Source organism: Tsukamurella sp. NPDC003166 (genome assembly GCF_040611135.1).
In the GTDB taxonomy this organism is placed as follows: domain Bacteria; phylum Actinomycetota; class Actinomycetes; order Mycobacteriales; family Mycobacteriaceae; genus Tsukamurella.
On the sequence record NZ_JBEXNL010000011.1, the window covers coordinates 63,616 to 81,213 of the forward strand.

General features: G+C 71.0%; 16 protein-coding genes. 12 read left to right on the forward strand and 4 right to left on the reverse strand.

Annotation, left to right across the window (positions count from 1 at the left end; genetic code table 11):
* Positions 1–58: 58 nt before the first annotated feature.
* Complete coding sequence (locus tag ABZX10_RS14030) at positions 59–1,015, reverse strand: hypothetical protein (RefSeq protein ID WP_355540499.1); 957 nt, start codon at positions 1,013–1,015, stop codon at positions 59–61.
* An 815-nt stretch (positions 1,016–1,830) separates the two neighbouring features.
* Between ABZX10_RS14030 and pdxS the strand changes: the two genes are divergently transcribed.
* The 11 genes from pdxS to ruvB all read left to right on the forward strand — a co-directional run bounded on the left by pdxS (position 1,831) and on the right by ruvB (position 12,925).
* Complete coding sequence (gene pdxS / locus ABZX10_RS14035; protein ID WP_269451150.1) at positions 1,831–2,736, forward strand: pyridoxal 5'-phosphate synthase lyase subunit PdxS; 906 nt, start codon at positions 1,831–1,833, stop codon at positions 2,734–2,736.
* Between the two features lie 96 nt (positions 2,737–2,832).
* A complete protein-coding gene (locus ABZX10_RS14040) occupies positions 2,833–4,173 on the forward strand; it encodes an RDD family protein (protein WP_355540504.1) in 1,341 nt (446 codons plus the stop codon).
* Entirely contained in the window at positions 4,170–4,973 is an 804-nt protein-coding gene (locus tag ABZX10_RS14045; RefSeq protein ID WP_355540507.1) for a protein phosphatase 2C domain-containing protein, read from the forward strand. Before ABZX10_RS14040 ends, ABZX10_RS14045 begins: the two co-directional genes overlap by 4 nt.
* A gap of 20 nt (positions 4,974–4,993) precedes the next feature.
* A complete protein-coding gene (locus ABZX10_RS14050; RefSeq protein WP_355540510.1) occupies positions 4,994–5,818 on the forward strand; it encodes an acyl-CoA thioesterase II in 825 nt (274 codons plus the stop codon).
* 19 nt (positions 5,819–5,837) lie between these two features.
* Positions 5,838–6,443 (forward strand): pyridoxal 5'-phosphate synthase glutaminase subunit PdxT, encoded by a 606-nt coding sequence (gene pdxT, locus ABZX10_RS14055; RefSeq protein ID WP_355540513.1) that lies wholly within the window; start codon positions 5,838–5,840, stop codon positions 6,441–6,443.
* Positions 6,444–6,485: 42 nt separating this feature from the next.
* Positions 6,486–7,883 carry a wax ester/triacylglycerol synthase family O-acyltransferase gene (locus tag ABZX10_RS14060; protein ID WP_355540714.1) on the forward strand — a complete coding sequence of 466 codons (1,398 nt, stop codon included), beginning with the start codon at positions 6,486–6,488 and terminating at the stop codon, positions 7,881–7,883.
* A 45-nt stretch (positions 7,884–7,928) separates the two neighbouring features.
* Positions 7,929–8,684, forward strand: a complete 756-nt coding sequence (locus ABZX10_RS14065; protein ID WP_355540516.1) for a YebC/PmpR family DNA-binding transcriptional regulator — start codon at positions 7,929–7,931, stop codon at positions 8,682–8,684.
* Positions 8,685–8,765: 81 nt separating this feature from the next.
* Positions 8,766–10,466 carry a VanW family protein gene (locus ABZX10_RS14070; RefSeq protein WP_355540519.1) on the forward strand — a complete coding sequence of 567 codons (1,701 nt, stop codon included), beginning with the start codon at positions 8,766–8,768 and terminating at the stop codon, positions 10,464–10,466.
* Between the two features lie 170 nt (positions 10,467–10,636).
* Positions 10,637–11,224, forward strand: coding sequence for a crossover junction endodeoxyribonuclease RuvC (gene ruvC, locus ABZX10_RS14075; protein WP_355540717.1), 588 nt, complete (start codon positions 10,637–10,639; stop codon positions 11,222–11,224).
* The gene (ruvA, locus tag ABZX10_RS14080; protein ID WP_355540522.1) at positions 11,221–11,820 is read left to right on the forward strand and encodes a Holliday junction branch migration protein RuvA; all 600 of its coding nucleotides are present in this window, start codon (positions 11,221–11,223) and stop codon (positions 11,818–11,820) included. Before ruvC ends, ruvA begins: the two co-directional genes overlap by 4 nt.
* A 64-nt stretch (positions 11,821–11,884) precedes the next feature.
* Entirely contained in the window at positions 11,885–12,925 is a 1,041-nt protein-coding gene (gene ruvB / locus ABZX10_RS14085) for a Holliday junction branch migration DNA helicase RuvB (RefSeq protein WP_355540720.1), read from the forward strand.
* On the opposite strand, the gene ABZX10_RS14090 is transcribed toward ruvB, so the two are convergent.
* Positions 12,922–14,880, reverse strand: a complete 1,959-nt coding sequence (locus ABZX10_RS14090; RefSeq protein WP_355540723.1) for a glycosyltransferase family 39 protein — start codon at positions 14,878–14,880, stop codon at positions 12,922–12,924. The two genes, ruvB and ABZX10_RS14090, sit on opposite strands and share 4 nt — an antisense overlap.
* 5 nt (positions 14,881–14,885) lie before the next feature.
* A complete protein-coding gene (locus ABZX10_RS14095) occupies positions 14,886–16,091 on the reverse strand; it encodes a bifunctional glycosyltransferase family 2/GtrA family protein (RefSeq protein ID WP_355540726.1) in 1,206 nt (401 codons plus the stop codon).
* A gap of 132 nt (positions 16,092–16,223) precedes the next feature.
* Here ABZX10_RS14095 and ABZX10_RS14100 point away from each other — a divergent pair, with 132 nt between their 5' ends.
* Positions 16,224–16,568: a hypothetical protein gene (locus ABZX10_RS14100; RefSeq protein WP_355540525.1), complete on the forward strand. Its 345-nt coding sequence runs from the start codon at positions 16,224–16,226 to the stop codon at positions 16,566–16,568.
* 12 nt (positions 16,569–16,580) lie between these two features.
* Here ABZX10_RS14100 and ABZX10_RS14105 read toward each other — a convergent pair whose 3' ends face one another.
* A complete protein-coding gene (locus ABZX10_RS14105; protein ID WP_355540528.1) occupies positions 16,581–17,597 on the reverse strand; it encodes an AraC family transcriptional regulator in 1,017 nt (338 codons plus the stop codon).
* Position 17,598 lies beyond the last annotated feature (1 nt).

A 17,598-nucleotide genomic window follows, 5' to 3' on the forward strand; every position in this document is an offset into this window, starting at 1 on the left:
CCGTCACGGCCACCCGCCCTGCTCCCGAGGGCCGGGCGCTCACTCCCGCGGGAGAAAATCACCGAGCATCGGGTTGCAACCCCGGATTCGGTGAAGACTTCCCGCGGGAGGAGCTGTCCAGGAGGAGGCCGTGGGGCCGGAGGGCATCCTGCAGCTTGGTCCGCAGACGATCCGGCTCCTTGCAGTCCTTCCAACGCCAATGCGTCGGCCACAGGCCGCGGTCCATGAGTTCGGTGTCGCGCTTCAGTCGCGCCGCGGCGTCGAAGCCCTTCTTCTCCTTGCCCTCACCGTCGAACTCGCCGACGACGATCCCACCGAAGAGGAAGTCCACCCGCGCCTCGAGTGCGCCGGCAGGGGTGAAGAACTCGCGCTGCAGGTCGGGGCGTGGGATCTCCGGCCAGGTCAGCATCAACGCCCGGCTGCGGGATTCGCCGACAGACTCCGATCGGCCGTCCGCCTCGGGAAGTGCCGCGCGCAGCATCGCTATGCCTCTTCGTCTGCCCAGGCGATCCATCGCCGCGTGGAGCTCGTCGAGGGTGACGCCCACCCGCAGGGCCGCGTCCAGGGCGCAGATCGCCTGCTCGAAGTCGCCCGCGAGCGCGAGGTCGAGCGCCGTTCGCGCGATCGTCGTCACCGCGATGCCCTCGACGACCGTGATGTCCTCGGCATCCAGGCGCCGGATGTGCACGCGCCGTTTCCCGTCGACGGTGCCGCCGCGCCGTCCGTCCCGTGTGAAGTCGACCGTCTTCCAGTCGCGGGTCAGCGCCTCCATCCCGAGGAGTGCCGCCGCCGCTGCGTGACTCAGAACCAGATTCGCGCCCGATCGTTCCGCCGCCGCTCGGGCGGACAGCGCGAGCTCGACCCACGGCTCGAGTCTCTTCCCCTGGTGGTAGCTGCCACGCCACACCCTGGTCATCTGTCCATCGTTGAGCCATCGTCGGATCTTGCGGTCGGTACCGCCCGTCGCGATCAATTCCTGCCGGTGCTTGCGCAGCACCGATTCGCCGTCAGTCATCGTGGTTCCCCCGAACCTCGGCGCCCCCACGCCGTCGGATTGGATTCTCCCTGAATGATGACCGGCACGGCGGCGATCGAGAAAGGCCGACCGGCGCCGATACAGGGCATGGAACCGCCGTGGGCGCCGGTGCGGCGATTGCCGCGGGAGGTTCCCACCAAGACGGGGGTTGTATCCATCTATTCGGTGAGAACTTCCCGCGGGAGCGCGGAGGCACCGTCGAAAAGTCCCGCGGGAGAGAACAAGTCCCGCAGGACGAAGGACGTGGCCGTCACATTGAGGTGATGACGGGGCCGTCTGCCCCGGCTTCGACGGTGACGACACGGCCGTCGCGATGAGCGGCCGTGAGCACGCCGTCGGTGTCGCGGATGACCCAGTTCTCCGCCCTAGGTCGATCGCCATGTCGACCTCGTCGGCGACCGGACGGTGGATCGCGAACTCCGCGGTGGACGCGCTGATCCGAGGGAGCGTCCCGTGCGCGATGTCGTCCGCAGTCAGGTACTCGTCCTCTCCGTCCGGCGACGGCGCCAGGGACCAGCGGGCCACGAAGTCCTCGACGGCCGCGGGCGCGAAGCCCGGTCCGACCTGAAGATCCGTGTCGATGAGGAACGGGAGAACGCCGACGGTGATGCTCACGGACGGGGCGTCGCTCTGCGCGAATGCCTACACATGCCGCCACTGTATCGGCGATGTCGTGAAGTGCATGTCGTCTGTGATGTCCGCGTGCGCGCGCCCCGGCGACCCGGGCTGGGAACGGCGCACCGTCATCGGGAATACTGGAGCCCCCACACGTCCAGCTACGAGGAGATCCGTCAGTGTCCACTGATCCCCAGACCGCACCCGTCACCGGCACCGCGCGCGTCAAGCGCGGCATGGCCGAGATGTTGAAGGGCGGCGTGATCATGGACGTGGTCACCCCCGAGCAGGCGAAGATCGCCGAGGACGCCGGCGCGGTGGCCGTCATGGCGCTCGAGCGCGTCCCGGCCGACATCCGCGCGCAGGGCGGCGTGAGCCGCATGTCCGACCCGGACATGATCGACGGCATCATCGAGGCCGTCAGCATCCCCGTCATGGCGAAGGCCCGCATCGGGCACTTCGTCGAGGCGCAGATCCTGCAGGCGCTGGGCGTCGACTACATCGACGAGTCCGAGGTGCTGACCCCGGCCGACTACGCCAACCACATCGACAAGTTCGCCTTCACGGTGCCCTTCGTCTGCGGCGCGACCAACCTCGGTGAGGCCCTGCGTCGCATCACCGAGGGCGCCGCGATGATCCGCAGCAAGGGCGAGGCCGGCACCGGTGACGTGTCGAACGCCACCACCCACATGCGCAAGATCCGCGACGAGATCCGCCGCCTGACCTCGCTGCCCGAGGACGAGCTGTACGTCGCGGCCAAGGAGCTGCAGGCCCCGTACGACCTGGTCGTCGAGGTCGCCAAGAACGGCAAGCTGCCGGTCACCCTGTTCACCGCGGGCGGCATCGCGACCCCGGCCGACGCGGCGATGATGATGCAGCTCGGCGCCGAGGGCGTCTTCGTGGGCTCGGGCATCTTCAAGTCCGGCAACCCCGAGCAGCGGGCCAAGGCCATCGTGGCCGCGACCACGTTCTACGACGACCCCGCCAAGCTCGCCGAGGTTTCGCGCGGCCTGGGTGAGGCCATGGTCGGGATCAACGTCGATGACATCCCGCAGCCCCACCGCCTCGCGGAACGCGGCTGGTAACGGCATGTCGCCCGCCGGTGTCGGGGGATTCGCGCTAGCGTCGGTGCTGCGCATGTCGGGTGACACCGGAAAATCGTGAAATCAGTGAGGCGGAGGATGTCAGACCAAGCAACGGCCAGGGCCACCGACGGGTACGGGGCACAGACGACCGTGGCCTTGGGCGGCTCGCGGGTGGAGTCGGCGCCGGTGGCGCTGCGCGTGCTCGCGTACATCGCGGATCTGTGTATCGCGTCCACCGCGGTCGCCATCGCCCTGATCATCGACGTGGCCGCCGGGCTCGAGATGGGCTGGATATTCGTCGGGATCGGCGCGGCGGTCGCGATCATCGCCTCGATCGTGCTGCACGGTGTGTTCGGTGCCAGCCCCGGAAAGATCCTCGCCGGCCTCAAGGTCGTCGATGCGGACTCGCACCGCGTGGTGGGGTTCCCGGCCGCCGCCATCCGTTCCGTCGTGTTCAACGTGCTGGCGCCGCTGGTCTACTTGCCGGGCTGGTCCGTTCTGGCCGACGGTGCCCGGCGCGGCGTCCACGAGAAGGCATCCCGCACGACGACGGTCGACGAGGCCGATGTCGCGACGGTCGTCCGCGCGCCTGCCCCGGCACCGTCGGGCCCGCTGGGCGGACTGGTGACGGGCGAGCCGGACCGGGGGCTACAGCGCATCCCGACTCCGCTGCCCGAGGAGACCCGGATCGACCCGATCGGCGCCGAGGCGGCGACCGAGGTCGTCGAGGTCGAGGAGCCGCGCGAGCGCATGACGCCGCCCGAGCTGCCCCCGCTGCCCGACGACGTGCCGGGCCTGCGGCCGATCCCGCCGCGTTTCGGTCCGCCGCCCACCGAGGGCGACGAGCAGACCGCCGCGTTCCCGCCCGCCGCGGCCTTCGCGCCGCCGCCTGCGGCACCGTCGGCGCCGGTCGCGCCGTCCCCGCAGGGCCCGACCCGCGAGGCCCCGTCGCCGCGGCCGATGCAGCAGCCGCCGCAGCCGCCGCAGCCGGCGCCCCGTCCGGGCGGTACCGCCCCGCAGGGCCGACACCCGGTGCAGCAGCCACCCGTGGGTCGCCCGCCGCAGCCCCGTCCGGGGGCGCCCGTTCCGGCACCGTCGGGCGGCGCGCCGATCGTGCTGCGGTTCGACGACGGGCACTCGGTGGACGTGCGCGGCGACGGGATCATCGGCCGCGAGCCGGTGCTGCCCGCGGGCGCGGACTCATCGACGATCACCAAGCACGTGCTGGTCGACGACACCGCGTCGGTGTCCAAGACGCACTTGCTGTTCGGGATCACCCGCGGTGAACTGTGGGTGGAGGACGTGGGCTCGACCAACGGGTCCGCGATCGCCTACGGCGATTCGTGGACCGAGCTCACCAAGGGAATCAGGTACGCCGTGGAGAAGGGCAGCGTCGTGCACATGGGGCAGCGGAGTTTCAAGGTGTTCGGCGGATGACGACGGACGCGGGGGAGGCGCGCTCCGAGATCGTCTACGGGGTGCAGGGCGGCGTGTCCATGAAATGGGTCGCCATCAGTAATCCGGGGCGGGTGCGCCTGACCAACGAGGACGGTGCGCTTACCGGCCCGGGCATGTTCCTGCTGGCCGACGGCATGGGCGGGCACGACGCGGGCGAGGTGGCGTCGGCCGCCGCGCTCGAGGCGCTCGCCGAGGTCTTCGGACCGGAGCCGGCGGAGGCGCAGGTCGTCATGGAGCAGGTCGTCGATCGGCTGCGCGATGCGCACGCGGCGATCGAGGCGATCGACTCCGAGACCGGCAAGCGCGCCGGAACGACGGTGACCGGCCTGCTGCTGACCACCTACGAGGGCGTGCCCCACTGGCTGGTCGTCAACATCGGCGACTCGCGGACCTACCGGCTCGCGGAGGGCTACTTCGAACAGCTCACCGTCGACCATTCCCAGGTCCAGGAGCTGATCAACGGTGGCTTCCTCAGCCCTGAACAAGCGCGGGTCGATCCGCGACGCAACGTGATCACCCGCGCCCTCGGCGCCGGCATGGAGCCCGACGCGGACTTCTGGATCGTGCCGGCGCAGCCGCACGAGAAGCTGCTGGTGTGCTCGGACGGCCTCAACGGCGAGCTCACCGATGACGAGATCCGGCAGATCCTCGACTCGGACGTACCCATCGACGAGTGCGCCGATCAGCTCGTCGCCGCGGCACTGAACGCCGGCGGCCGCGACAACGTCACCGTGATCGTGGTCGACGCGACGACGGAACCGACCGATCCGGACTGGTGATGTAAGTAGAGTCATCCCTCGTGGCTGACATCGAAGCGCTGCTGAGTCTCGAGCAGATCGACCGCGACATCTTCCGCGGTATCCATGCACCGTCGATCCTCGCGCGCACCTTCGGTGGCCAGGTCGCGGGACAGGCGCTGCGCTCGGCGATCGAGACCGTCCCGGCCCAGATGCAGGTGCACTCGCTGCACGGCTACTTCCTCCGGCCCGGCAACCCGGACGCCGACACCGTGTTCCTCGTCGACCGGATCCGCGACGGCAGGTCGTTCTGCACGCGTCGCGTCAACGGCGTGCAGAACGGCGAGGCGATCTTCTCCATGTCCGCGTCGTTCCAGATCACCGGGCAGGAGGGCATCGAGCACGCCGATGAGATGCCGCCCGCTCCTGCCCCGGAGAGCGTGCCCAGTCCGCGCGAGGACCCGAACGCGTCCGAGGAGAGCCGGGGCCTGATCCAGGAGTGGAACACCTGGGACATCCGGATCGTGTCGCAGGACGTCACCGAGCCCTACCAGCGGCGCGCCTCGCACCAGCAGGTCTGGTTCAAGCACATCGGCCGGCTGCCGGACGATCAGAACATCCACACGAGTGCGCTCGCGTACATGTCCGACATGACGCTGCTGACCTCCGCCCGCGTCGGGCATCCGGGCGTCGACACGCAGGTGGCGTCCCTGGACCACGCGATGTGGTTCCTGCGGCCCTTCCGCGCCGACGAATGGCTGCTCTACGACCAGACCTCCCCGTCCGCCGGTGAGGGCCGCGCCCTGACCGCGGGGCGGATCTTCGCGCTCGACGGGACCCTGGTGGCCGTCGTGATCCAGGAGGGCCTGCACCGGTTCCGGGAGTAGCCGCCTAGGCTGGCTCTCCGTGACTGTGCGGATCGGGGTCCTTGCTCTCCAGGGTGACGTGCGCGAGCACCGTCAGGCGCTCGAGGCGGTGGGGGCGAACACTGCGGTCGTGCGCACGGTGGCCGACCTGGCGGCCGTTGACGGCATCGTCGTCCCCGGCGGCGAGTCGACCACCATGAGTCGACTGCTCGGCGTCTTCGACCTGTTCGACCCGCTCCGCGACGCGCTCGCCGACGGCCTGCCGGCGTACGGATCGTGCGCCGGGATGATCATGCTCGCCTCCGAGGTGCTCGACACGCGGCCCGACGCGCGCTGCCTCGGCGCGATCGACATGACGGTGCGCCGGAACGCCTTCGGCCGGCAGGTGGACTCGTTCGAGACGGACCTCGAGGTGGCCGGGATCGACGGTGACCCGGTGCGCGCCGTGTTCATCCGCGCGCCGTGGGTGGAGCGGGTCGGGCCGGGCGTCCAGGTGCTGGCCAGGGTGCCCGACGGTGCCGGGGAGTCGGCGGGTACGGTGGTCGCTGTTCAGCAGGGTGTGACGATGGCCACATCCTTCCATCCCGAGGTCACCGGCGATCTGCGGATCCACCGGCGCTTCGTGGACGTCGTCCGGGGCGCGTGACAGCGCCGTCGTAGGAGCAAGGGGAGTGGCTTCGTGAGCTACATGCCGGTGACCGATTCGATGTTCCTGATGGCGGAGTCCCGCGAGCATCCGATGCACGTGGGCGGGCTCCAGCTGTTCACGCCGCCCGAGGATGCGGGTCCCGACTTCGTCCGGTCGGTGGTCGAGACGATGCGCGAGCACGTCGCGGTGAGCGAGAAATTCGGCCGCCGCCCCGCCGATCCGGTGGGCATTCTCGGGAACACCTGGTGGTCCGAGGTCGACTCGATCGATCTCGAGTACCACGTGAGGCACTCGGCGCTGCCGAAGCCGGGCCGGATCCGCGAGCTCTTCCAGCAGGTGTCGCTGTGGCACGAGACGCTGCTCGACCGGCACCGGCCGATGTGGGAGATCCACGTCGTGGAGGGACTCGAGGACGGCCGGTTCGCCGTGTACTCGAAGGTGCACCACTCGCTGGTCGACGGTGTCTCCGCGCTGCGGTACATGACGCTGGCCCTGTCGAACGACCCCGACGACCGGGAGGGGCGCGTCGTGTGGCAGCCGGGCCTGGGGCGGCGGCGGAAGCCGGCGCCGTCGGGCGAGGCGACGGAGGGGACCTCGAAGGGGTTCCTGCCGTTCAACCCCCTGAGCGCGGTCAAGCAGGTCGGCGGTCTCACGGGCGAGGTGCTGGGCATGCTCCCGGCGTCGCTGAAGGTGGCGGGCAGCGCGTTCCGCGACCGCGACTACATGGCCCCGTTCCAGGCCCCGCACACGATCTTCAACGTGCCGATCGGTGGCGCCCGCCGGTTCGTGGCGCAGTCCTACTCGCTCGACCGCATCGATGCCGTCCGCAAGGCCGCGGGCGCGACCGTCAACGACGTGGTGCTCGCGATGTGCGGCGGCGCGTTGCGGGCCTACCTCGGTGAGCTCGGCGAGCTCCCCGACCGCTCGCTGACCGCGATGGTGCCGGTGTCGCTGCGCAAGGACGCGGACGACGTGGATGCCGCGAACGCCGTCGGTGCCATCATCGCGACGCTGGGCACCGACCTCCCGGAGGCGAGCGAGCGGCTCGAGGTGATCCGCGAATCGGTGATCTCGGCCCGCAAGGTGATGGGTGAGCTGTCGCCGCTGCAGGTCCTGGCGGTGAGCGCTGCCAACATCGCCGGGCTCGCCCCGGGCATGCTGCCGGGCTATCAGGGCGTGTCGCGGCCGCCGTTCAACCTGATCATCTCGAACGTCCCGGGGCCGCGGGAGGCGATGTACTGGAACGGCGCCCGTCTGGACGGTGTCTACCCCGCGTCGATCCCGTGGGAGGGGCAGGCGGTGAACATCACGATCTGCACCAACAACCGGAACCTCGAGTTCGGGATCACCGCGTGCCGCACGTCGGTGCCGCACGTGCAGCGGATCATCCACCACCTCGAAGACGCGCTCGCTGAGCTGGAGCGGGCGTTCACGTAAACTCGCAGGGTTGATGCAGCGCACCCGAACGGAATCGAGGGATCGATGAGCGGCCATTCCAAATGGGCCACCACCAAGCACAAGAAGGCGGGGATCGACGCCAAGCGTGGCAAGCTGTTCGCCAAGCTGATCAAGAACATCGAGGTCGCGGCGCGTACAGGTGGTAGCGATCCTGCGGGCAACCCCACCCTGTTCGACGCCATCCAGAAGGCGAAGAAGTCGTCGGTCCCCAACGACAACATCGAGCGCGCCCGCAAGCGCGGCGGCGGTGAGGAGGCGGGCGGCGCCGACTGGCAGACCATCATGTACGAGGGCTACGGACCCAACGGCGTGGCCGTGCTCATCGAGTGCCTCACCGACAACCGCAACCGCGCCGCGGGCGAGGTCCGGGTCGCGATGACCCGCAACGGCGGCAGCATGGCCGATCCGGGCTCGGTGTCGTACCTGTTCGCGCGCAAGGGCATCGTCACGCTCGACAAGAACGACCAGTCCGAGGACGACGTGCTCATGGCCGTGCTGGACGCGGGCGCCGAGGAGATCAGCGACCTGGGCGAGCAGTTCGAGATCATCGCCGAGCCGACCGATCTGGTGGCCGTGCGCACCGCGCTGCAGGAGGCCGGTTTCGACTACGACTCCGCCGAGTCCGGCTTCCGCGCCTCGGTCGAGGTGCCCGTCGACGTGGACGGCGCGCGCAAGGTGTTCAAGCTGGTCGACGCACTGGAGGACAGCGACGACGTGCAGAACGTGTACACCAATGTCGACATCTCCGACGAGGTCCTGGCGGAGCTCGAGGAGGACTGATCGTTCTCGCCGCGGGCACAGGATTGACGTATCGCATCGGGTCTACTGCTCGGTAATAATGCGTCAGGATATTCTCAGGTTGTGACTCGCACCCGAACGGCGCTGCGCCGTGCTCCGGCACTCGCCCTGGTGGCCGCCCTGCTGCTCGGCGCCGGTGGGGCCGCCGTCTGGGAGACGGGCCGGGCGGAGACCGTGCACGGGGCGACGGCCATCGGCGTCGGCTTCGGCGCCCTGGGCCGGGACGATGCCGCCGCCCGGCTGGCGGAGGCGGCCCGCCGCGCGGACGCCGAGCCGGTGACGCTGCGCACCGACAAGGGCACCGTCCGGCTCACGCCCGCGGAGCTCGGGCTGACGATGGACGTGCCCGGCACGGTGCAGCGCGCGATCGACCAGCGATCGCCGCTGCGCGATCTGGTGGGTCTCGTCAGCGCGCGGCACGTGCATCCGGCGTCGATCATCGACCGCGCGGTGTTCGACGCGGCGCTCGCCAAGGTGAGCGGCTCGCTCACTGAGGCGGCCGCCGACGGCGCCGTCGTCTACCGGTCCGGCAGGCCCGTGGCCGTCGAGCCCAAGGCCGGCGACCGGATCGACCCGGCGCACGCCGCGGCAGCCGTCGCCGCGGCCTGGCCGGACAGCACCGACATCGTGCTCCCCACGGAGAAGGTGACCCCGACTGTCTCGTCGGACGCCGTGCACAAGGTCGTGACCGGTGCGGCGGCGCAGGCCGTCGCCGCCGAGGTCGTGCTCCGCCGGGACGGCTCCGGGCAGACGCCCGCGGGCACCGTCGGGCGGGTGTCCGGTGCCGACATCGGCACGTTCCTGTCGTTCCAGCCCGACGGCGCGGGCAATCTCGCGCCGAAGGTCGACCGGGAGGCCGCGAAGAAGCTGCTCGGCACGCGGCTCGAGTCGGCGGTCGCGAAGCCGAAGGACGCCGGGTTCAGCGTCGCGAGTGGCACGCCGACGGTGACCGACGCGGTCCCGGGCCGTGAGGTGGTGTGGGATCCCACGATCGACGCGGTGTCCAAGGCGGTCGTCGAGCAGTCGACGCAGGGCCGCACGGCGACGGCGCAGTTCAAGACCGTCGAGCCCAAGCTCACGACCGCGCGCGCGAAGGAGCTCGGCGTGCGGGAGGTGGTCAGCGAGTTCTCGACCGGCGGCTTCAGCGACGCCTCCGGCGTGAACATCCGGCGGGTGGCGCAGCAGGTGAACGGCGCGGTGGTCCTGCCCGGGGAGACCTTCTCGCTGAACGGCTACACCGGTCCCCGCGGCACGGCGCAGGGCTACGTCGAATCGGGGATCATCAACAACGGGCGCCCCGATAAGGCCGTGGGCGGCGGCATCTCGCAGTTCGCGACTACGCTGTACAACGCCGCGTACTTCGCCGGCCTCGAGGACGCCGGCCACACCGAGCACAGCTACTACATCTCGCGGTACCCCGAGGCGCGGGAGGCCACCGTGTTCGAGGGCGCGATCGACCTGCAGTTCCGCAACGACACGCCGTACGGCATTGTGATCGAGGCGAGCGGCGGCGCGTCGTCGGTGTCGGTGCGGATGTGGAGCACCAAGACCCGCGAGGTGTCCTCGAGCACCGGCTCGCGCACCCTGCCGACCGAGCCGCACACCATCCGGCTGCCGAAGGGGCCCCACTGCGTCGCGAGCACCGGCCAGCCGGGCTTCACGACCAGCAACACCCGGACGATCACGGACACCCGGACCGGCAACACCACGCGCCACACCCGCACCGTCAAGTACGACCCGGTGCCCACCGTCATCTGCGAGTAGACCGCACCCCGCCGCCGATTGAACACTGTTACTGCCCGCCGCGACCTGCGGTTTCACCGTTGGTAACAGTGTTCAATTGCGGGGGCGTGTTGGTCGGAACGCGCACGCACCATGCAAGGTATGCTCTCGAACAAAGGTTTGAGTGTTCGATGGAGCTCGGAGGTGCGGTCATGCGGGTGATGGGGGTGGACCCCGGGCTCACGCGCTGCGGCCTGTCGGTGGTCGAGACGGGGGTGGGCCGTAAGGTGACCGCGCTCGACGTCGACGTGGTCCGTACGCCGGCCGCGATGCCGCTGCCGGAGCGCCTGCTCGCGGTATGGACCGCCGCGGAGTTCTGGATGGACACGCACGAACCGGATGTGATCGCGGTCGAGCGGGTCTTCGCGCAGCACAACGTCTCCACCGCGATGGGGACGGCGCAGGCGGGCGGCGTCGTCGCGCTGGCCGCCGCGCGCCGGGGGATCGACGTGCACTTCCACACCCCGTCGGAGGTGAAGGCGGCCGTCACGGGCAACGGAAACGCGGGCAAGGCCCAGGTCACGGCGATGATCACCCGGATCCTCGGCCTGCAGAAGGCGCCCGAGCCCGCGGACGCCGCCGACGCGCTCGCGCTGGCGGTCTGCCACAGCTGGCGGGCGCCGATGATCGCGCGGATGGCGGAGGCCGAGCGCAAGGCGGCCGAACAGAAGAAGATGTTCGAGCAGCGGCTCGCGGCGCAGCGCCGCGCGGCCGCGAAGGTGACAGGGGGAGTGCGATGATCGCGTCGCTGCGCGGCGAGGTCCGGCACATCGGTCTCGACCACGTCGTGATCGAGTGCGCCGGCGTGGGTTACAAGGTGCTCGTCGCCCCGAACACCGCCGGCACCCTGACCAGGGGGAGTGAGGGCTTCCTGCTCACCTCGATGGTGGTCCGGGAGGACTCGCAGACACTGTACGGCTTCACCGACGGCCCGCAGCAGGAGCTGTTCCACCTGCTCCAGACGGTGCAGGGCGTCGGCCCCCGGCTCGCCATGGCGGCGATCGCCGTGTTGGACCCGGCACAGATGCAGACGGCGATCGCGTCCGGCGACCTGAAGACCCTGTGCCTGATCCCCGGCATCGGCAAGCGCGTCGCCGAACGGATCCACATCGAGCTCAAGGACAAGGTCTCCGCGGCACCGTCGGACGACTCCGGCCCGGCGGGTTCGGCGGTGCCGGTCGGCGGCGTCGCGCAGCAGCTGATCGACGCGCTCGAGGGGCTCGGGTTCACGCCGAAGCAGGCCGAACCCGCGGTCACGGCCGCGGTCGAGGCGGGCGCGGGCAAGCCGGTGTCCGAGCTGCTGCGCGACGCGCTGAAGTCGCTGGGACGCGGCTGACGTGCAGTACGACGAGGGCGTCGACGGCCAGTTCGGCAGCGAGTTCGAGGACGTCGAGGGCGTCATGGGGCCGTCGGCGCTCGCCGGCGACGACACCGAGTCGCTGCGGCCGAAGTCGCTCGACGAGTTCATCGGCCAGCCGAAGGTCCGGGAGCAACTGCAGCTGGTGCTGCACGGCGCGAAGCTCCGCGGCGGCACGCCCGATCACATCCTGCTCTCCGGTCCGCCAGGTCTGGGCAAGACCAGTCTCGCGATGATCATCGCCGCGGAGCTCGGCACCGCGCTGCGGGTGACCTCCGGCCCCGCGCTGGAGCGCGCCGGAGACCTCGCCGCAATGCTGTCGAACCTGGTCGAGGGCGATGTGCTGTTCATCGACGAGATCCACCGCATGGCGCGGCCCGCGGAGGAGATGCTCTACCTCGCGATGGAGGACTTCCGGGTGGACGTCGTGGTCGGCAAGGGGCCGGGCGCCACGTCCATCCCGCTCGACGTCGCGCCGTTCACCCTGGTCGGCGCCACCACCCGGTCCGGCGCGCTCACCGGCCCGCTGCGCGACCGGTTCGGTTTCACGGCGCACATGGATTTCTACGAGACCGCGGACCTGATCCAGGTCATCGAGCGCAGCGCGAAGATCCTCGGCATCACCATCGAGCGCGAGGCCGCGGCCGAGATCGGCAGCCGCAGCCGCGGAACGCCCCGCATCGCGAACCGCCTCCTGCGCCGCGTCCGCGACTTCGCCGATGTCCGCGCCGATGGTGTCGTCACCGTCGAGGTGGCGCGCGGGGCGCTCAAGGTCTACGACGTCGACGAGCTGGGCCTCGACCGCCTCGACCGTGCCGTGCTCGGTGCGCTGATCCGCAGCTTCGGCGGCGGCCCCGTCGGTGTGTCGACGCTCGCCGTCGCGGTCGGCGAGGAGCCGGGCACCGTCGAGGAGGTGTGCGAGCCCTTCCTCGTGCGCGCCGGCATGCTGGCGCGCACGCCGCGCGGCCGCGTCGCGACCATGGCCGCGTGGCACCACCTGGGCTTGACCCCGCCCGCCGGGGCGCTCGCCTCCGGCATCGAGGTCCGTGGGGACTTCGACGCCGGCGACGAGCGCCTGTTCTAATCCTTCGGAGCGGTCAGGTCGTAGACGGTCGTCCCGTCGACGGTGCGCGCGGTGAAGGTCTTCTCCACCCACGCCCGGATCTCCGCGGCGGTGCCGGAGCCGCCGCCGAAGCCGAACCCACCGGACTCCGCGAGGAAGTAGTGGATCCTCCCGTCCGCCACGTACTTCTGGAACTGCGCGAGCGTCGGTGACGGGTCGGTGCCGTTGAACCCGCCGATCGGCATGACCGGCCTCCCTGTCGCCAGCTGCGGGCCGGCGGCGCTGTTCGCGCCGACGGTCGCCGCGATCCAGGTGTAGCGGTCCGCGTCCTGCAGGAGGAGGGCCTTGAGGGCCGCGCTCGGCTCACTGCCCATCAGGAACGACGGTCCGCCGCGCCCCCGCTCACCGTCGCCGCCCGGACCGGACCGCTCGGCGAACCGTTTCAGGAACTCGGGCATGTCGTTCCCGCCTCGTCCCGGGCCGAAGCCGTGGCCGCTCGACGGTCCGGCGGAGACGATCGCGCCCTGCCGGGGTGTGGCGATCGTCTCCGCCGCGAAGGCGACCTGCCCGGCGATCCCGGTGACGAGGGCCGCGAGGGCGATCACGCCCACCAGTCCCCGCGCGGGCCGGACCGCGGGCAGGAGCGTCGCGAGCAGCGAGACCGTTCCGATCGCCGCGGCGGCGGCGATCACCCAGCGCAGCCAGGGGTTCCAGCTCGGCGTCTGGACGAGGACGTACCAGCCGGTGGTGCCGGTCGCCGCCACGGCGAGGGCCCCGACGACCCGCACCCACGGCCGCGCGCGCTCGCGCCATCCCACGGCGACGCCGATCGCGACCAGCGCCGCGATCGCGGGCGCCAGCGCGACCGTGTAGTACGCGTGGAAGATACCCGCCATGAGGCTGAAGGTGATGCCGGTGACCAGAAGCCAGCCGCCCCAGGCGATCACGGCGGCGCGGTCGCCATCGATCCGCGGCGCGCGGCCGCGCAGAACGAGGACCAGCACCAGGGCGAGGAGCGCCGCGGGGATCAGCCAGGCGATCTGCCCGGCCTGCTCGGGCTGGAACATCCGCAGGATGCTCGGATCGCCCCACATGCCGCCGCCCTTGCCACCGCCGGGGAATTCGAATCCGGAGGGCAGCTCCATTCCGCCCGGCAGGTACGACGACGCGTCTTCGCCGCGGCCCGGCACGACGCTGCCCTTCTCGTTGCCGTTGAGCCGGCCGAGGCCGTTGTAGCCGAGGGTCAGTTCGAGGATCGAGTTGTTCTGCGAGCCGCCGATCCAGGGTCGCGACGAGGCGGGCCACAGCTCGACGGTGAGCAGCCACCAGCCCGCGCCGGCGACCAGCGCGATGCCCGCGGCGCACAGCTGCGCGATCCGCTTGCCGATCCGCGGCGGTCCGGCGACCAGGTAGGTCAGCGCGAGCCCGGGGACGATCAGCATGACCGCGAGCTGCTTGGTGAGGAAGCCGAATCCGACGAACACCCCGCAGGCGATCAGCCAGCGCCAGCGGCCGTCCTCGACCGCGCGGAGCATCGCCCAGGTGGCGGCGATCATCAGCAGCACCAGGAGGGCGTCGGGGTTGTTGAACCGGAACATCAGGGCCGCAACGGGGGTCACGGCCAGCAGGAGCCCCGCGAGGAGCCCGGCGCCGGGCCCGAACCCGCGGCGGACCGTCGCGTACAGCAGCGCGACGGAGGCGACGCCGAGGAGCGCCTGCGGCACCAGCATCGCCCACGAGTTCACGCCGAAGATCCGGGTGGAGACCTCCATGACCCACAGCGAGGCGGGCGGCTTGTCCACGGTGATCGAGTTCGCCGCGTCGGAGCTGCCGAAGAACATCGCCTTCCAGCTCTCGGTACCCGCCTGAACCGCCGCGGAGTAGAAGGAGTTCGCCCAGCCCGCCGCGCCGAGCCCCCAGACGTACGCGACGGCCGTCCCCACGAGGAGGACGGCCAACGCGCAGCGTTCCGACATCCTGGTCACGGGGCGCCGCCCGCGGACCGGAAGATCAGGCGCATGCCCAGGAACCGGGTCACCGTCGCAACGAGGTTCGCCACGACGAGCACCGCCAGCTGGAGCTCCCGGCCCGCGTCGGGCGCGACGTGCGCGAGGGCGACGAGGCTGCCCGCGGTGAGTGCCCAGGTGACCAGGAAGACGACGAGTCCCTGCGCGTGGTGTCGCGCGGCGCCCTCGCGGCCGGTCACGCCGAAGGTGAACGAGCGGTTCGCGGCGATGTTGCCGACCGCGGTGATGAGCAGCGCGGTGAAGTTCGCGGCCTGCGCCCCGATCACGGGATGCAGCACCAGGTACAACAGCGCGTAGGCGACGGTGCTCGCGACGCCGACCACCGCGAACCGGGCGAGCTGGCCCACCATGCCGCGGGGCACCCCGTCGACCTGCGGCTCCTCGCGCCCGAGCGCGCGGCGGACATCGTCGAGGGGGAGACTGCCGCTGGCGAGGGCGCGCCCCACGCGGATCACGCCGCGCAGGTCCTTCTTCACGGTGTCGACGATGTCGACCCGGCTGTCGGGGTCGTCCGTCCAGTCCACGGGGACCTCGTGGATGCGCAGGCCCGCTCGCTCGGCGAGCACGAGGAGTTCGGTGTCGAAGAACCACTCGCCGTCCTCGACGAGGGGGAGCAGCTCCCGCGCGACATCGGTGCGGATCGCCTTGAAGCCGCACTGGGCGTCGGAGAAGCGCACGCGCAGCGCGGTGTGCAGCAACAGGTTGTAGCTGCGGGAGATGAACTCGCGCTTGGGACCGCGGACCACCTTCGCGCCGCGTCCCAGGCGGGTGCCGATCGCGAGGTCGCTGTGGCCGGACAGCAGGGGGGCGACCAGCGGGTAGAGGGCCTTGAGGTCGGTCGAGAGGTCGACGTCCATGTACACCAGGACGCGGGCGTCGGATTCCGCCCAGACCCGGCGCAGAGCGCGGCCACGCCCCTTGGCGTCGAGGTGGACCACCCGCACGCCGTCGATCGCACCCGCGAGGGCGCGGGCGACCGAGAGGGTGTCGTCGGTGCTGGCGTTGTCCGCGATGGTGATCCGCGCAGGGATGCCCAGCGAGTGTTCGAGGTAGGCGTGCAGGGTTTCCACGCAGTGCGCGATGGTATGGGCCTCGTTGTACACGGGGATCACGATGTCGAGGACGGGCGCGGTGCCCGCCGAGGCGGAGGAGGCGACCATGTCGGCGCGCTCGGGGTCGTCCGTGGCCGTGCGGCCCGATGCGATCTCGGTTGTCATGACACTGAGTCTCGAACCCCGCGCTGCCGTGATCCTGTCCTGAATCTGTGTGGTCGCTGCGAACGGATGAGATTCATGACCCTGGACGAGGTGGCGGGCAGACTCGCGGAGGCCGCGCACGGCGCCGGCGTTGCCGTCGCAGATCTCGACGACGGTTCGATGAGTGTCGTGACCAGCGCGGGCGACACCGGCGTCGTGGTGGTATCGGACCGGGAGCGGCGGACCTACCGGCTTGAGGCGCCGCTGCCGATGACGGCGGACTCCGGTCTGGTGCACGAGAGCCGGTCGCAGGTGGGCCCCGGTCCGCGGGCAGCGGCCGGTGGGTTCGCGGGGAAGCGGTGGACCGGCAGGGTGAGCCTCGCCTACGACCCGAAGAGCGGGCTGTTCATGTTCTGGTGGGGGCAGATCCGCGCGCGGTAGGGCGCGGCCCGGTCACCGATCGTCACCCGCGGTGCGCCGCCACGCGCGGGGCGTCGTGTCGAACCGGCCGCGGAACCACCGCGAGAAGTTGGAGGGGCTGGAGAACGCGAGGATCTCGGCGATCTCGGTGAACGAGTACCGCCTGCCGGCCACGAGATGCCGCGCCAGCCCGGCCCGGACGTCGTCGACGAGCTCGGTGAACGTCGTGCCCTCGGCCGCGAGCCAGCGATGGACGGTGCGCCGGTCCACGCCGAGGCTGCGCGCCACCTGATCCGCGGAGCACCGCCCGGTCGGCAGCAGGAGGTCGACCAGTTCGCGGATCCGGCCCGTGGCCTCCCGGCCCGAGCCCGGTTCGCCGTCGAGCAGCCGCCGCGTGTACATCCGCAGCTGTGGGTCGGCGGTCGCGGTGGGGCGGTCGAGATCCCGTTCGTAGAGCCTGATCCCGTTGAGATCGGCGTCGAAATGCAGTGCGCCACCGAACATCCGACGGGCGGTATCGGCGTGCCGCGGCGGGGGATGACCGAACGAGACGGACAGTGGCGACCAGTCGCGCCCGAGGAGTTCTCGCAGGAGTCCGTACAGGACCCCGACGGCGAGGTCGACCGCCTGCCGGTCCGGCGCGGGGCGGTCGAGGTCGAGCTCCACGCGGAGGGTGGCGACACCGTCGGACACCCCGAGCCGGGTGTGCAGCGCCTCGTTGTACATGCGCTCGTGCCGGATGAGGATCTCGAGCGCACTGCGCACGTCGGGCTCCTCGCGCAGCACCAGGCTCAGCGGGCCCAGGTGGGAGAGGCGGCGTAGCTCCGCGAGCCGCAGACCGAGGTCGTCGCGTCCGGTGACCTGTGCGGTGCGCTCGAGCAGGTCGTTGACGGCGGCCGCCGGCACCCAGCGGTCCTGGACGGCCATTCCGCGCGGGTCCAGCCCCGCGGCGCGGAGCAGCCGCTGCGGATCGCCACCGAGTGACCGGGTGAGCTCGGCGTAGTTCGCGAGCGACGCGTACCGGGCGAGCGGCCGTTTCGATGTGACCACG

Bases quoted from the DNA above. Each gene is read 5' to 3' on its own strand.
- ABZX10_RS14030 (WP_355540499.1), bottom strand. From the start codon at position 1,015: ATGACTGACGGCGAATCGGTGCTGCGCAAGCACCGGCAGGAATTGATC.
- ABZX10_RS14040 (WP_355540504.1), top strand. From the start codon at position 2,833: ATGTCAGACCAAGCAACGGCCAGGGCCACCGACGGGTACGGGGCACAG.
- ABZX10_RS14045 (WP_355540507.1), top strand. From the start codon at position 4,170: ATGACGACGGACGCGGGGGAGGCGCGCTCCGAGATCGTCTACGGGGTG.
- ABZX10_RS14060 (WP_355540714.1), top strand. From the start codon at position 6,486: ATGCCGGTGACCGATTCGATGTTCCTGATGGCGGAGTCCCGCGAGCAT.
- ABZX10_RS14065 (WP_355540516.1), top strand. From the start codon at position 7,929: ATGAGCGGCCATTCCAAATGGGCCACCACCAAGCACAAGAAGGCGGGG.
- ruvC (WP_355540717.1), top strand. From the start codon at position 10,637: ATGCGGGTGATGGGGGTGGACCCCGGGCTCACGCGCTGCGGCCTGTCG.
- ruvA (WP_355540522.1), top strand. From the start codon at position 11,221: ATGATCGCGTCGCTGCGCGGCGAGGTCCGGCACATCGGTCTCGACCAC.
- ruvB (WP_355540720.1), top strand. From the start codon at position 11,885: ATGGGGCCGTCGGCGCTCGCCGGCGACGACACCGAGTCGCTGCGGCCG.
- ABZX10_RS14090 (WP_355540723.1), bottom strand. From the start codon at position 14,880: ATGTCGGAACGCTGCGCGTTGGCCGTCCTCCTCGTGGGGACGGCCGTC.
- ABZX10_RS14095 (WP_355540726.1), bottom strand. From the start codon at position 16,091: ATGGTCGCCTCCTCCGCCTCGGCGGGCACCGCGCCCGTCCTCGACATC.
- ABZX10_RS14100 (WP_355540525.1), top strand. From the start codon at position 16,224: ATGACCCTGGACGAGGTGGCGGGCAGACTCGCGGAGGCCGCGCACGGC.